Annotated in this window: 10 protein-coding genes; 5 read left to right on the top strand and 5 right to left on the bottom strand. The window is 39.5% G+C overall.

The features are described from left to right. Nucleotide 1: 1 nt before the first annotated feature. Nucleotides 2-2,797, bottom strand: a complete 2,796-nt coding sequence (locus FA047_RS10360; protein WP_136835960.1) for an outer membrane beta-barrel family protein — start codon at nucleotides 2,795-2,797, stop codon at nucleotides 2-4. A 373-nt stretch (nucleotides 2,798-3,170) separates the two neighbouring features. Between FA047_RS10360 and FA047_RS10355 the strand changes: the two genes are divergently transcribed. Beyond that, nucleotides 3,171-5,447 (top strand): helix-turn-helix domain-containing protein, encoded by a 2,277-nt coding sequence (locus FA047_RS10355; RefSeq protein ID WP_136835959.1) that lies wholly within the window; start codon nucleotides 3,171-3,173, stop codon nucleotides 5,445-5,447. On the opposite strand, the gene dapF is transcribed toward FA047_RS10355, so the two are convergent. Beyond that, nucleotides 5,444-6,229 carry a diaminopimelate epimerase gene (dapF, locus tag FA047_RS10350; protein ID WP_136836058.1) on the bottom strand — a complete coding sequence of 262 codons (786 nt, stop codon included), beginning with the start codon at nucleotides 6,227-6,229 and terminating at the stop codon, nucleotides 5,444-5,446. The two genes, FA047_RS10355 and dapF, sit on opposite strands and share 4 nt — an antisense overlap. Before the next feature lie 167 nt (nucleotides 6,230-6,396). Between dapF and FA047_RS10345 the strand changes: the two genes are divergently transcribed. After that, complete coding sequence (locus tag FA047_RS10345) at nucleotides 6,397-7,929, top strand: Do family serine endopeptidase (RefSeq protein WP_136835958.1); 1,533 nt, start codon at nucleotides 6,397-6,399, stop codon at nucleotides 7,927-7,929. 98 nt (nucleotides 7,930-8,027) lie between these two features. Here FA047_RS10345 and FA047_RS10340 read toward each other — a convergent pair whose 3' ends face one another. Next, entirely contained in the window at nucleotides 8,028-8,960 is a 933-nt protein-coding gene (locus FA047_RS10340) for a thioredoxin family protein (protein ID WP_136835957.1), read from the bottom strand. A 286-nt stretch (nucleotides 8,961-9,246) separates the two neighbouring features. On the opposite strand from FA047_RS10340, the gene FA047_RS10335 reads away from it, so the two are divergent. From FA047_RS10335 to FA047_RS10325, 3 genes are read left to right on the top strand one after another with little or no spacing between them, the layout of a single operon-like run. Next, a complete protein-coding gene (locus FA047_RS10335) occupies nucleotides 9,247-9,927 on the top strand; it encodes a succinate dehydrogenase cytochrome b subunit (protein WP_136835956.1) in 681 nt (226 codons plus the stop codon). 24 nt (nucleotides 9,928-9,951) lie between these two features. Then, complete coding sequence (locus tag FA047_RS10330; RefSeq protein ID WP_136835955.1) at nucleotides 9,952-11,931, top strand: fumarate reductase/succinate dehydrogenase flavoprotein subunit; 1,980 nt, start codon at nucleotides 9,952-9,954, stop codon at nucleotides 11,929-11,931. A 22-nt stretch (nucleotides 11,932-11,953) separates the two neighbouring features. Next, nucleotides 11,954-12,724 (top strand): succinate dehydrogenase/fumarate reductase iron-sulfur subunit, encoded by a 771-nt coding sequence (locus FA047_RS10325; RefSeq protein ID WP_136835954.1) that lies wholly within the window; start codon nucleotides 11,954-11,956, stop codon nucleotides 12,722-12,724. A gap of 118 nt (nucleotides 12,725-12,842) precedes the next feature. On the opposite strand, the gene FA047_RS10320 is transcribed toward FA047_RS10325, so the two are convergent. Both FA047_RS10320 and FA047_RS10315 read right to left on the bottom strand, forming a co-directional pair. Further along, nucleotides 12,843-14,858, bottom strand: coding sequence for a M56 family metallopeptidase (locus FA047_RS10320; RefSeq protein WP_136835953.1), 2,016 nt, complete (start codon nucleotides 14,856-14,858; stop codon nucleotides 12,843-12,845). Then, entirely contained in the window at nucleotides 14,855-15,232 is a 378-nt protein-coding gene (locus FA047_RS10315; RefSeq protein WP_136835952.1) for a BlaI/MecI/CopY family transcriptional regulator, read from the bottom strand. The genes FA047_RS10320 and FA047_RS10315 overlap by 4 nt, the downstream gene beginning before the upstream one ends. Nucleotides 15,233-15,382: the final 150 nt, after the last annotated feature.

Genomic DNA, 15,382 nt, shown 5'->3' with positions numbered 1-15,382 from the left:
GTTATTTAGTAGGAGCTCCACCCATTTTGTTAAAATCCCAAACAAGGCTGAACAAGAAATATCTTTGAATAGTTGTATAGCTGTTTTGTGACTGCATGTTTGCACTGGCATACCTACTGAAGCCGACATTTTGATTGAGCAGGTCATTTCCGGAAATGGATGCCTTCAGGTTTTCCTGCTTAAAGAATTTCTTACTGATAGCTGCATTCCATATGATGCGCTTGAAGTCTTCATTAAATGTTTGCGTTTTTCCGGTATACTGAAAATTTCCATCGGTACTGAACTCTATTTTAGCAGGCAGATAGACGCTCAGGTTTCCATTGGCATCAAAGCCCCAGCCTCTGTTGGTGGTCCCTGTTTGAAGAGAGGAGCGGGTGTCGCTGTATCGTGGTCCACCAGAAATTCTGAAGCTATATTTTTTCTCGGCGTATTTTGATGCACTTAAGTTGCCTGTATAATTGTAAGTATTTGTGGTGTTAATTACATTATTGATCATACCGTAATTTTGATTGGCGTTGATTCCTACATCCAGCCCAACACCTATTCCTAAACTTTTAATTTTTCTTCCGGTATTGATGTTGAAATCAAAACTGGCTTGATTCCTGTCCAGATTGATCGACTGGTAGGTGCTGTTACCTGTTTCGGGATCAGTAACCCTGTTGCTGGTAATCGGATTGGCAGTAAAACTGTAACTAGCGTCAAGCCACATTGATTGTTCGCTCAAAATCTTGTACATCTCATACATTAGACTGAAGCCGTTTGTGAAAGAAGGTCTGAGATCCGGATTACCTAATCTGATGTTCTGAGGATCTGTGTTTTCCCTAATGGGCTGGATTTGATCGATACCCGGCTGGCTGGTACGTCCATTAAAACTTAGCCTAAGTGATTCTTGCTGTTTGAGGCGATATTGAAAGCTTGCATTGGGATTCCAGTTGATGAACGTTCTTTTGTAAGTCTTGTTGGTGTAGGCATCGAATTGTTTGAAGCTGACGCTTGTTGCATTACTCCCCAGCCTGATGTTGGTTTTTTCATGAGTATAGGATAGTGCCGCCCCTGCCTGATTTGACAGTTGGTTGAGCTGAAAGTCATTGCTAAACCTGGGGTCAAAGTTACTGTACTCATCTTTACCCGTTTTGTTGAATGACTTGCGATCTGAACTGCTGTTGTTGATATTCAGACCATAATTTAACGTCAGCGCTACTTTTTTAGAAATGGGCTCAGTATATGTCATGCTGGTATAGAATGAATGACTGAGGCTATTGTTTGTTTTGAACTGATTTATGTTGACTGTGCTGTCTATTTGTCCGGGTATTAACCTGTTGTAATAAACATTTTCTGAGATGAGATATCCTTCCGTGTCATTTTTGTTAATGGACTCCCTCATGTTGACTGAAATCGTTCTGCCTTTTTTCTTTAGTCTTTTTGAAAAGAAAGCCGATGCATTAAATAGTTGCTGATCACTTTCATTATCAAGGTTGCGCTCCCCAGTATTCAGCAGGTTGTTGCCGTTACCTCTGCTCGAGGAATTATAGCTGTCTTTGGTTGTGCTGTTTTTCAAGGTGCCGTCTACTGAGATTTTCAGTGTAGAAGTAGAGTCTAATTTCAGTGTATAAGTAGCATCCAGCTTTTGCCTGAACATCATGTTGTCGAAATTCTGGTCAGATACGTTAAGTAAATCGCCGCTGGGCAAGTTGTTTAAGCTCTGGTTGTTTCTATTTCCTTTTACGCCAACGGAGCCTAATTTGTAATTGGAATTTAGCGCATGTTTGTCGTTATTCCATTTGTCCTCGTAATGAAAACCACCACTATTTGCTGAAGGGATACCCTGACCATTGTATCTGCCGTCGAAAGAGTCAAAGTCATCTCCCCCACCGAAGGAGAACATCGTGCCTCCATCTATGGAAAAACCCATTTCGCCTGAAGAGCCATATTTGCTGGCATCTCCCCAGTTCAGACCGGTTTGTCCGGTATTTCCAAAGATACCATAGGCCGAAATCCTCTGCTTGCCTTTAAAATGATTGAACATGGCTTGTCCCTGATAGAACTTGCCGGTACCTCCGGCGAGATCTATTTTTCCGAAATAGCCATTCTTCTTATCCTCCTTTAACTTGATATTAATGGTTTTTGACTTTTCCCCATCATCAATACCAGTAAATGTTGCCTGATCACTTTTCTTGTCATAAAGCTGAACTTTGTCGACCATGTCTCCGCGGATATTTTTGGTGACGAGGGTCGGGTCATCGCCAAAGAATTCTTCGCCGTCTACTAATACCTTATTTACCGTCTGTCCCTGCGCAGTGATCTTTCCATCTTTATCAACCGTGATACCGGGCAGTTGCTTGAGCAGATCTTCTACTTTTGAATTTGGTTGAATGACATAGCTACCTGCATTGAATTCTGTGGTATCGCCTTTTATTTTTATGGCAGCGACTTTCCCCTTGATGATTATTCCTTCAAGCAAGTTGGATTTAAGTATAAGATCTATGTCGCCAAAATCTTTGACAGGATTGATGGAATCGAGGCTAAATTCTTCAGCATAATCTGCATATCCGGGATAAGTGAGCAAAAGTATAAATTTGCCGGCTTTCAAATCGTTTATAACAAAATGCCCATCGTCATTTGCGCGTGCGAATTTTACCAATGTAGAATCTTTTTGATTGATAATGGTGACACTAGTGTTCACCAGTTTGTAGGTAGCCATCGTATCCGTTACGGCGCCTTTTATTGCATATGGCTTTTGAGCAAAAGAAAATATTGCACAGCATATAAAAAGGGTGGTTAGAGCTATTAATTTCATATTGTGTGTTTGGTTAAGCTAAATTATAACTAAAAGCTTAGTAGTTAATTGCTTTTTTTGTTAAAAGATGTTAAAGTTTTAATAAGTGATTTTGCATGGCTCATTGCTCGCTATTCTGCTATTTTTATTGTACGAATATTTTCGTAATCAAATATACGAATCTATTCGTATACTAAAAATAGTTTTGTTTTCCGGTATTGTGATCAAACCTGGTGTGTAAATTATTTTGATGAAAATTCCGTGATTCTGGTGCTAGCACAACCTGGGCTAAAGTTATTTTTTGCCTTGTTTATAGTCATATTTAACTTAGCTTAAGTGGTAATGGTTTTTTGTGCATTAGGTTTAAGTAAGCAATTCTTGTTAGCTTTGTAACATGTTGAATTCAGAAACTGCTAATCCTGCCGGACTTGCTGCGAGATTTGTTAATTATACTTCTAAACACATTTTTCTGACAGGAAAAGCTGGGACTGGTAAAACAACCTTTTTAAGGAATTTAATTGACCTTACTCATAAAAAAGCTGTTATTGCTGCACCGACGGGTATTGCTGCTATTAATGCAGCGGGAGTTACGATACATTCATTATTTCAGCTTCCTTTTGGTACGTATTTGCCCAAGCAGCCCGCTGCCGATGGGGATCATAACGATCAGCAGTACAATACGCCGAAGTCTATCGTAAGACACTTGAATATGACTGCGACCAAGCGAAAAGTGTTGGTGGACATGGAACTGTTGATTATTGATGAGGTCAGCATGCTCCGTGCTGATCTGCTGGATGCTATTGACATGGTGCTACGCTATATCAGAAGAAATAATGCCAGTTTTGGTGGAGTGCAAATGCTGTTTATAGGAGATTTACATCAGTTGCCCCCCGTTGTCAAATCCAATGAGTGGAATTTATTAGGTCAGTATTATAAAAGTGTTTACTTTTTTGACGCCTTAGCGCTACAACAGGATCCTCCAGTTTATATTGAACTGGAAAAAATTTACAGGCAGGCAGATGGTGTTTTTATTGGCTTGCTGAACAACCTTAGAAATAATCAGATAACTCCACAGGATGTTGCATTGCTTGAGAAATATTATCAGGCTGATTTTAAGCCGTCTTTAGACGATAAATACATCACCCTTACTACACATAACAATAAAGCAGACACTTTAAATAAGCAGCGCCTGGAAGAACTAAAGTCTCCATCTTACTTGTATCGCGCAAAGGTGGAAGATGAATTCAGCGAATATGCGTACCCTGCGGAGAACATTCTAGAACTAAAAGTAGGTGCCCAGGTAATGTTCATCAAAAATGATCCGACAGGGGAGCAGCGGTTTTTTAATGGAAAAATAGCGACCGTTACTGAACTGCGAACGGATTTGATTGAGGTGCAGACAGAAGGCAACACTGAAAAAATTACACTCGAGAAATACAAATGGGAAAATATCAGGTATACTACTGATAAAGTGACTGGAGAAATAAAGGAAGAACTAATTGGGACATTTACCCAATATCCTTTGAAACTGGCTTGGGCAATTACGGTGCATAAAAGTCAGGGTCTGACATTTGACAAGGCAATAATTGATATTGGAAATGCATTTGCCCCTGGACAAATTTATGTGGCATTATCCCGGTTGCGCTCATTGGACGGCCTGATACTGACTTCACAGATTTCGGGAACAGGAATCAGACAAGACCAGAATGTGTCTTTGTTTTCAAGAAACAAGCAAGCAGTAGAAGAATTGGAAACAAGAATACACCAGGAAAGTGAGACTTTTCTTAGGTCCTACCTTTTGCAGTGTTTTGACCTTACGCCTCTTGATAATTACGTATATGAACATGTGCACTCCTATACAAAAGACATTAATAAATCAGCCAAACAAAAGCATGTAAAATGGGCTGGCCAGCTATTGAAAGATTTTAGTGAACTAAAAGTACATGCTAGTAAATTTCTTTTGCAGATTCAACGCTTGTGTCAGGTGAAAACAGTAGAGGGTACGGCAATACTTTTGGAAAGGACTGAAGCGGCCGAGAATTATTTCAACCCACTGTTGTCTGCCTTCTCCAAAAAGATTTTTGAAAGGATGGAACTGGTAAAGCAGGACAAGCAAGTAGTCGCCTACCTCACGGAACTTCTTGAAATGGAAGCTTTATTTTATGAACAGGTTAAGAAAATAAGTAAAGCTACAGGCTTGTTAAGAGCCACAATTAAAGGAGAGGAGTTTACGAAAAAAGATGTAAATGGCTTGCTAAATCAAGCGCAGCGTGCCGCAGAGATGGAAAAAGTGTATGCAATGCCGGGTAAACTTGATTTCACAGAAAAGAAATCGAGAAGCAAATCTACAGCTGTTAAGGATAAGGAAGCAAAACCAGATACCAAAGACTTGTCGCTGGAGCTTTTCCTGGAAGGCAAGGCTATCGCAGAGATTGCATCTGAACGTAAAATGGCTGTAGGAACAATAGAGGGACATCTCGCGCATTTTGTTGCCAGGCAGGAAATATCAGCGGAGGATATTCTAGGCCCTAAAAAACTGGAGAAGATTCTTCAGGCTATAAAAGTGCTGCAGACCATAAATATGACGCCTATCAGATCCCACCTTGGAGCCAAATTTAGCTTTGGAGAGATCAAAATAGGTGTGGCAGCCCATCTCGCTGAAAGAGATTAAAAAGTGATTTCCCCCTCAAATACCCTTTCCGCTGGTCCGCAGAGAAATACGTTGGTAAACTGCTTGCCGTCGTAATCGAATGTTATTTTCAAATCTCCACCCAATACTTTGACAGGAGTCTGGATATGACCGGTTTGGTTTTTATGTTTAGCGATGGAAATGGCTGCGGCAGTAACGCCGGTTCCGCAAGCGTAGGTTTCATCTTCAACGCCGCGTTCAAATGTACGTACGAAAAGATGATCGCCCTGGTCTTCCACAAAATTTACATTAATGCCGTTTTCTTTATAGGTATCATTATTTCTGATGGTTTTTCCATTATGATACACATCGAAATTAATCAGGTCTTGCTGCTGTATCACATAGTGTGGCGAGCCTGTATTTAGCACATAAGCTTTGCCATCTCTGTTTATCGTGTCAAGATCAATCATTTGTAATTCTATCCAATTGCCTTTTTCAGAAATTCTGGCATAATGAGGGCCGTCAACCGCCAGAAAGTCAGTCTCTTTGTCGATAATACCAAGGTGTTTGGCAAAAGCTACAATACACCTTCCGCCGTTTCCACACATACTTCCTGGTCTTCCGTCTGCATTAAAATAAAGCATCTCGAAGTCATATTCAGGATGTGCTGTCAGAAACATCAGACCATCTGCGCCGATTCCAAAACGCCTGTCGCAAAGTTGTTTAATGCTTTCATAATCAATATCTTTGATTGGACTAATGCGGTGGTCTATCAGTATGAAGTCATTTCCGGCTCCCTGATATTTATAGAAATGGACATCCATTTTTGACGAAGATTGGCTATTTAACATTTTTTAACAGAATTCGTGACGTACTACAGATGCAAATATCGTTTATATGGTATTAAATTTGACTATATCATTGAAAAGAAAATGATCATTTTGCTTAAAGATGAGAATGATATGAATTTTGGACTTAAAACAATATATAAATGAAAAGAATAGGAATAATGGTGGTTGCTGCATTTATAGGTGGTGCGGCTGCAATTGGGGGCTATAAATTATTAGAACCTAAAGGTGGTGATGCGTTATCATTTCAAGAACAACAAAATGTATTATTTGCAAGCAATCCAAAAGTTGCGTCGACAGGGGCGGTGGATTTTGTAGAAGCTGCTGCGTCTGTTTCGCCTGCGGTTGTGCATATTAAAACCTCTTATACCGGTAATAGCTCCAATCAAAGGGGTGGTTCGCCGTTTGATATGTTTGAAGATTTTTTTGGTGGTGGAGGAAGAGGGATGCAGCGTGCCCCAAGGGCAGCTTCAGGGTCTGGTGTGATTCTAACTCCGGATGGTTATATTGTAACTAATAACCACGTGGTAGATAAAGCTGATAAGATCGAAGTGATTTTGTCGGACAGACGTAAAGTGAGTGCCAAGGTAATTGGTAAAGATCCGAATACAGATTTGGCATTAATAAAGGTAGAAGCTACAAATCTGCCGGTAGTGAAAATGGGTAATTCTGACAATGTTCAGATTGGAGAGTGGGTTTTGGCTGTAGGTTTCCCTTTGGACTTGCAAACTACAGTTACCGCAGGTATCATTAGTGCAAAAGCACGTAGTATTGGTATTTTGGGAAGAAGTCAGCAACAACCTACTGAAGAGGAGTACGAAGAATATCAGAGAACAGGGAAGATGCCTACGAATAATAGTATCGAATCTTATATTCAAACAGATGCAGCTATCAATCCGGGTAACAGTGGGGGTGCATTGGTAAATGCTAACGGGGAGTTGATTGGTATCAATGCCGCAATCGCATCACAGACAGGTACAAATGTGGGTTATGGATTTGCTATTCCTGTTAATCTGGCTAAAAAGATCCTCGATGATTTCAGGAAATACGGCGCCGTGAAACGTGGTTATATCGGTGTAACTTTTGCTGCTCTTGATGCAGATGAGGCTGAGAAATTAAAAATCGACGATATTACCGGATTGTATGTAACTGATGTTGTACCAGGTAGTGGCGCAGAGGCCGCGGGATTAAGAAAAGGTGATATCATTAAAAAAGTTGGAGGTGCAACCATTTACGATTCTCCGGATCTGCAGGAAAAGATCGGTAGAATGAGCCCTGGAGATAAAGTACAGTTGACTTACCTGAGAGATGGACAGTTGAAAAATACGAATGTAACCCTTAAAGGCGAAAATAGTGTGGCTTCAACCTTAAAGCCTGCGGTTGCTAAAAACACTAATAAAGCAACAATCGATAAACTGGGAGCTTCCTTTGCGCCAGCTTCTGCTCAACTTAAAACTAGGTATAGAGTGCAAAATGGAGTAGTTGTGACCGGGATAGAGCAAGGTAAACTGTTTGATTCATGGGAAATTCCTAAAGGAGTATTAATTACTTCGATCAACGGAAAACCGGTAAACAGTAGTAAAGATGTGGAGGATGCATTGCCGGCAACCAGGAATGGAATGACGAGGATTTCCGGAGTAGGACCGGAAGGTGCATTTACCTTTAATATCAACTAGGCAACCTTGAAATATTTAAAAATGGCGGAAGAGTTACTCTTCCGCCATTTTTTATTTGGCTTTTGATAGCCAGTCTTCTATTTCAAAACTCAGATTAGTCAGCGGAATATCAGCAACGAGTATGATCCCGGCTTTATCTGTGATGGATATATAGGGCGCCCTGTAGTTGCTGAGTTTGCCAGGGTTGGGAGATTTTGAACCCAGTAGGTCCGAATATTGGGGCCATGTGAGGCCGTCCTTTTGATTATTGATTTCCACCACTTTTCATGTTTGTCGTAAGAAATGCCGATAAATTCAACATCTTTGCCGTTGAATTTTTTATATAGATCGACTAAACCCGGACTGTACTTTCTTGATTCCTGGTCGTAGGACATCCAGCAAATAAAGACATTTATCTTTTTTAAGATTTTCTGATCAAAAGGAAGGCCTGCAGGATTCTTTCCGTTAATTTCCGCCATCTTTTGGCTTGGTTGCATCTGTGTAATCCGGTCTATTTCTTTAAGTAGCATTTGAATATCTTCGCTTTCCCGAACCTCTGGACTAAGGTTTTTAATTATTGTTTTGTACTCGCGAGCAAATGATTCCGGACTACCAAAGCGATCTATAAGGATCGGAGTAAGCATAGATGCTGGATAACTCTTTGCAAATGATTCAATAACTGATGTCATGGCCCGCTTTGACTTATCTTGCCATTCATCGTATTCTTTTAAAGAAACTGCTATAGTTTCTCTGGGTGCTGTTTTCGTTTTTTTAAGGGCAATTTTGAGGTTTTTATTGGTCTCTCTTGATAGGCTGTCCTGAAGCTTGTAAAACTCTGCGAGCTCTTTCACCTGTTGGGAATTTGTATCCGCTAATGGATACTGCTTAATGTTTTCTCCATCCAGATTGACCTCATAAGTGTTACCGTCGAGATAGATCAGGAATTCCATTTTTTGGCGTCGTTCAGTATTAATTACCAGTCTGCCATACCCGGGAGTATTGGGTTTTATTTTGAAAGACCTGGGTTCATTTTTAAGGTTTTCTGTTAACAAAGGTTTTGATCCGGAGAGGCTATAAATCTCAATTACTGCGTTTGGGCCAAAATTCTCGGATTTAATGTTGAATGTTGTGTCTTTTGGTTTGCAAGAAAACAGGAATAAAAACAAGATCAGTACAATAGCTAAATATGGGGTTTTTTTTTCATTTTGTTTTCGGCGTTAAATCATTAAATCTTAGAACGTTTCTAAATAGCTTATTTGTCTGTTTTTTATGCAAAGGATTAACCAATTAATTCTTTTATTAAATACTTTTGCATGACAAAACTAAAAATAGATATAAATGGCTGGTTTCGGAAACGCTTTTTCCTCATCTATAGGAAAAAAATTAATAATGGGCATCACAGGCCTTTTTCTTATTTCATTTCTTGTGGTTCACTGCTTCCTCAATTCACTGATTTTTGTGAATGACGGTGGATTGACTTTCAATACAGGGGCTCATTTTATGGCAACGAACTGGTTGATCCGAGCGATGGAAGTGGTTTTATTTGCAGGTTTGCTTGCGCACATTATCCAGGGCTTTAGACTTGTGTTTCAAAACCAGTCTGCAAGACCCGTTAAATATGCAGTAACAAATGGTTCTGCTAATAGTAAATGGTACTCACGTTCTATGGGTTTATTGGGAACTTTGTTATTGATTTTCCTGATTGTCCACATCTCTAAATTTTGGGTAATTTCACGTTTTACCGGAATTCCTACTGTAGATGCAAACGGACATGATGATATGTTTGTGATTATGGTGGAAACCTTTAAAAATCCATTTATTGTGGCGCTTTATGTGTTTTCAATGTTTTCATTGGCGTATCACTTATTGCATGGATTTTCTTCTGCATTCCAGACCTTAGGATGGAATCACAAGAAATACACCCCACTTATTAAAGCGCTTGGGGTTTGGTATTCAATTATCATTTCATTGATTTTTGCTTCCATGCCTATTGCAATGTATCTGGGTCTTATTAAATAATTTTTGATCTTAAGTTTAAATAACATGGCAGAATTAAATGCTCATATACCCGAAGGAGAATTAACAGAAAAATGGACTAAGTTACGTTCTTCTATGCCATTGGTTAATCCGGCCAATAAAAGAAGCATAGAGATAATCGTTGTTGGTTCAGGTTTAGCTGGAGCTTCAGCTGCGGCTACTCTTGCAGAGATGGGTTATAAGGTTAAATGTTTTTGTTTCCAGGATTCACCAAGGAGGGCGCACTCTATAGCTGCTCAGGGTGGTATCAATGCGGCAAAGAATTATCAGAATGATGGCGATAGTACTTATCGCTTGTTTTATGATACTATAAAAGGTGGTGATTATCGTGCACGTGAGGCTAACGTTCATCGTTTGGCTGAGGTAAGTGCAAATATTATAGATCAGTGTGTAGCGCAGGGTGTTCCTCTTGCGAGAGAATATGGAGGTCTGCTTGACAACCGTTCTTTTGGAGGTACACAGGTTCAAAGAACCTTTTATGCGGCTGGACAAACAGGTCAGCAATTACTTCTAGGAGCTTACAGTGCTTTAGAGCGTCAGGTAGGTATGGGTAAGGTTGAGATGTTTACCCGTCATGAAATGCTTGAAGTAGTTGTTGTTGAAGGTAAAGCAAGAGGTATTATTGCCCGTAACCTGCTTACTGGTGAGTTAGAGCGTCATTCAGGCCATGCAGTATTGTTGTGCAGCGGTGGTTATGGTAACGTATTCTACCTTTCGACCAATGCAATGGGTAGTAATGTAACTGCCGCATGGAAAGCACACAAGAAAGGGGCTTTCTTCGGAAATCCTTGTTATACTCAAATTCACCCTACATGTATCCCTGTATCTGGCGATCATCAGTCTAAACTGACCCTGATGTCTGAGTCGTTACGTAACGATGGACGTATATGGGTTCCTAAGAAAAAAGATGATCCGCGTAAGGCTTCGGAAATTCCTGAAGATGAGAGAGATTATTATTTAGAGCGCAGGTATCCTGCTTTCGGTAACCTGGTTCCTCGTGATGTAGCTTCACGTGCAGCTAAAGAACGTTGTGATGCTGGTTATGGTGTAGGTAACTCTAAGCTTGCGGTATATCTGGATTTTAAAGCAAATACGGAGCGTTACGGAAGAATTGAAGCCAATAAGCAGAATATACATAATCCGGATAAGGAAACCTGTATGAAACTGGGCCGTGAGGTAATCAAAGAAAAATATGGTAACCTGTTTGATATGTATGCGCAAATCACCGGAGAAGATCCTTATGAATTGCCGATGCGTATCTATCCTGCTGTTCACTATACCATGGGCGGTCTTTGGGTAGATTATAATCTGATGACCACTGTGCCGGGTTTATATGCTTTAGGTGAGGCCAACTTCTCAGATCATGGTGCTAACCGTTTAGGTGCATCAGCTTTGATGCAGGGATTGGCCGACGGGTATTTTGTGATCCCTTACACTATTGGAGCTTACCTGTCTAAAGAGCTGGCAACTAAACCTATTCCACAAGATCACCCGGCATTCGTAGAAGCGGAGGCTAGCGCAAAAGCGATCATAGATCAATTCTTGTCCATTAAAGGGACAAAATCTGTAGATCATTTCCACAAGAAATTAGGAAAGATCATGTGGGATAAATGTGGTATGGCAAGGAATGAGCAGGGTCTTAAGGAAGCAATTGTAGAAATACAGCAGTTACGAAAAGATTTTTGGAGCGATCTGCGCGTACCTGGGACTGCGGACGAAATGAATCCTGAATTGGAAAAAGCTGGCCGTGTGGCAGACTTCATCGAATTGGGTGAATTGATGTGCATGGATGCATTGAACAGAAATGAATCATGCGGTGGTCACTTTAGAGAAGAGTACCAGACAGAAGAAGGTGAAGCGATGCGTGATGATGAAAACTATGCTTATGTAGCTGCATGGGAATATAGTGGTGATGTAACCTTTAAACTTCATAAGGAAGAGCTGAAGTTTGAAAATATCAAGGTTGCACAAAGAAGTTATAAATAGAAAGTACTAAAATCTCAATATCATGAGTACAGGAAATATGAATTTAACGCTGAAAATCTGGCGTCAGAAGAATAACAAAGCTAAAGGTAATTTGGTAGACTATAAGATATCGGAGGTTTCTCCCGATATGTCTTTCTTAGAAATGTTCGATGTCTTGAACGAGGATCTGGTTGCTAAAGGCGAGGAGCCAGTTGTTTTCGACCATGACTGCAGGGAAGGAATATGTGGCGCATGCTCTATGTTCATCAACGGCAGACCTCACGGACCTAAAGAAGGAATTACTACTTGTCAGTTGCACATGCGTTCTTTTAATGACGGGGATACAATTGTTGTAGAGCCATGGCGTGCAAAGGCTTTCCCGGTGATTAAAGATTTGATGGTAGATCGTACTGCATTCGATAGAATTATTGCTTCCGGAGGCTTTATTTCAGTAAACACGGGCAACGCACAAGATGCTAACAGTCTTCCTATTCCAAAAGTACAGGCGGATTCAGCTTTCGAAGCGGCAGCATGTATTGGTTGCGGAGCTTGCGTAGCTACTTGTAAAAATGCGTCTGCGATGTTGTTTGTATCTGCTAAGATTTCGCAATTAGCACAATTGCCACAAGGACAGCCTGAAAGATACAGACGTGTTCAGAGTATGGTGGCGCAAATGGATGCAGAGGGTTTTGGTAACTGTACTAATACAGGCGCATGTGAAGCGGAATGCCCTAAAGGAATTTCGTTAGAGAACATTGCACGTATGAATAGAGACTTTTATTCAGCAAAATTTGTATCTGAGGAAGATATTTAATAAATTTATACAACGAGACAAGGTTATTACACACAAAACGCCGGCTAATTTAGCCGGCGTTTTGTGTGTAAAGGAAATTCGAAAATTTAGAGTATAATCGAAAACGTAGTAAATGAAATTAATTTTTATCCTTTGAGTCCTTACCGGTTTTTGTTGTAATTATAATAACACCGTCTTTCCCTGCATCTCCGTATAATGCAATAGCATCAGAACTTTTCAGGATACTAATGGTCTCTATGTCTTGAGTTTTTACTAGTCCAGCCTTTTCTGTTTCCATCTTTTTCCCATCTACTACATAAAGCATGTTCTTTGAAAGATTGGCAGTCGCAGAGCCGATAGTTTGGCCTTTTATATTCTCCCTAATTAAGATTTGGTCTTTAAGAAGGCCGGTTTTGTTGCTTCCCATGTCTAAGGTAAAACTGATTGGAATGTTATATTTTACCCTTACAATTTTACCTCCAGCTACACCAGGAATCCATTTAATACTGTTTTTTATCACTCTCATTGCTTCTTCATCCGTTCCCCACCCAAGCTTTCTGTCTACTTTAATATTGGTAAGCGAACCGTCTTTCTCAACAATAAATGAAAGTAAAACTTTTCCCTGTACTTTATTATTCTGTGCTTCCTGAGGATATTTAACAGTTCTTTGAACATACTGGTAGAATTTCTCTATGCCTCCTGGGTAACTTGGGTTTTTTTCAAGAGTAGTAAAATCATACACTTTATCATCATCTGATGCAGTTCCGGTTATTACTACCTGAGATAAATTTCCGGTTCTTACTGTTTTGTCGCCCGCAAATGCAGATACTACCACTTCAGATAAGCTATTATAACCTTCAATAGCCGCTATGTTTTCATTTAAAACAGTAGATTTTGCTCCTTGCAATGTGAAGCTTGCAATAAAAGTGTATTTACCATTGGACACGTTTTTAAAATTCTTATAACTTAAAATCCTGGTAATAACCTCAGCATCAACTCCGGAACCCAATGTTTTGGAAGCTAAGGCCAAACCTTCTATTTCTCCATTTTCTATGGCAAATTTAACCTGGCATTTTCCTTGCATTTCGTTTTGCAGAGCTTGGGCAGGATATCTTAAATTCATTTGCATGTACTTGTAAAAGTCTTCCCAATCTGCAATAGTTTCTGCAACTGCAGGAATAATTGTGGAGGTCTGAATAGATTTGAAGCTTGTTTTTGGCATTACAATTTCCTTTACAGGCATAATGATAACATCTGTAATTGTTTCTTTGGCCAAAGAAAGAGGCTCTTCAAGAGGAATCTGATCTGCTATTTGTAGAATCTGTTCATTACTACGCACGGTGGCCGAAGACAATACAAGAGTGAGTGCGAAAAGGGGTACAAAAAGGCCATACTTCAGTACGGCCGTTTTTGCGGAGCGTTGTTTGTGTAACATAAAAATTCTTCTTTTAATTAGAGATTTATTGTAGAAACTATTTGTAAGGCTATTGGGGCTTATGCCAAAGGCACTGCTCAATAGTAATAAAGCATACTCTTCCTTGTCTCCCTGAAATCTGGCAGCTTCTTCATCAGCAAGATACTCATGGATGTTTTTTATAGTGTTTTTATAGAAATAAATAATAGGATTAAACCAGGTAATGGCTCCGAGTATTTCAAAAAATAGAACGTCTAAAGTATGCAGCTGGCGTACGTGGATTTCCTCGTGTCTGTCAATTGTATTACTATTTGGTAATTCGTTGTCCACCACTTTGTACTTGAAAAAGGAAAAGGCCAGACCGGATTTTTTTTGCTTTAGGGCCAATCTTATCGACAATAGCTGATAAATGAATTTAGTAATAAAAAATAAAACACCAGCTATATAGATCAGTACGACGAAATTTCCTAAACTAAAGCTTGTAGGGGTCTCTGGTGTCACCGCTATCTGAGTTACAAGTTGGTTTAATTGATCAACACCCACATATACTGGCTGGACAACCTGTTGCTGCGTAAACCACTCAAACCTTATGAAAGGGATGATAAGTGAGAATACGCCAGCAGATACTAAGTAAATCCGGTTTAGAATAAAATAAGTTTCTTTATCTAACAATAACTTATAAAAGCCATAAAATATAACCAGGTATATATTGACTTGCAGGATATAATGTGCCCAACTCATCTCGGTCTGTTTTTAATTTTGTTAATCATTTTAAGAATTTCATCTACATCGCTGAGATCGAGTTTTTCTTCTTTAACAAAGAATGAAAACATACTCTCAACTGAATTTTCAAAATAGCCACCAAGTAATTTTTCTGTAGCATGACGTTTGTAGTCTTCCTTGCTGATCAATGGATAATATTCATGAGCTTTCCCGAATGCTTCGTGGCCGATGAATCCTTTTACTTCGAGAATACGAATAATGGTAGATACAGTATTGTATGCTGGCTTTGGTTCAGGTAGGAAGTCCATTACATCCTTAACGAATCCTTTTTCTATCTGCCATACAATTTGCATGATCTGCTCTTCTGCTTTTGTTAAGTCTTTAATTTCCATGTTTTAAGTTTAGGTTTTTAATTCTTTGAAAGTCAAAATAATGCGCATTATTTTTCTATAACTAAGAACTTAGTATAAACTTAAAACTAAAATATTAGTTTTCAAAATATTTTATTATAAATTTTTATTCAGATGGTATTTTTACCAAAT

The sequence above is a fragment of the Pedobacter frigoris genome (assembly GCF_005116445.1).
In the GTDB taxonomy this organism is placed as follows: Bacteria; Bacteroidota; Bacteroidia; order Sphingobacteriales; family Sphingobacteriaceae; genus Pedobacter; species Pedobacter frigoris.
Note: the sequence above shows the minus strand (reverse complement) of the source record. Positions and strands in the feature narration are given on the sequence as shown.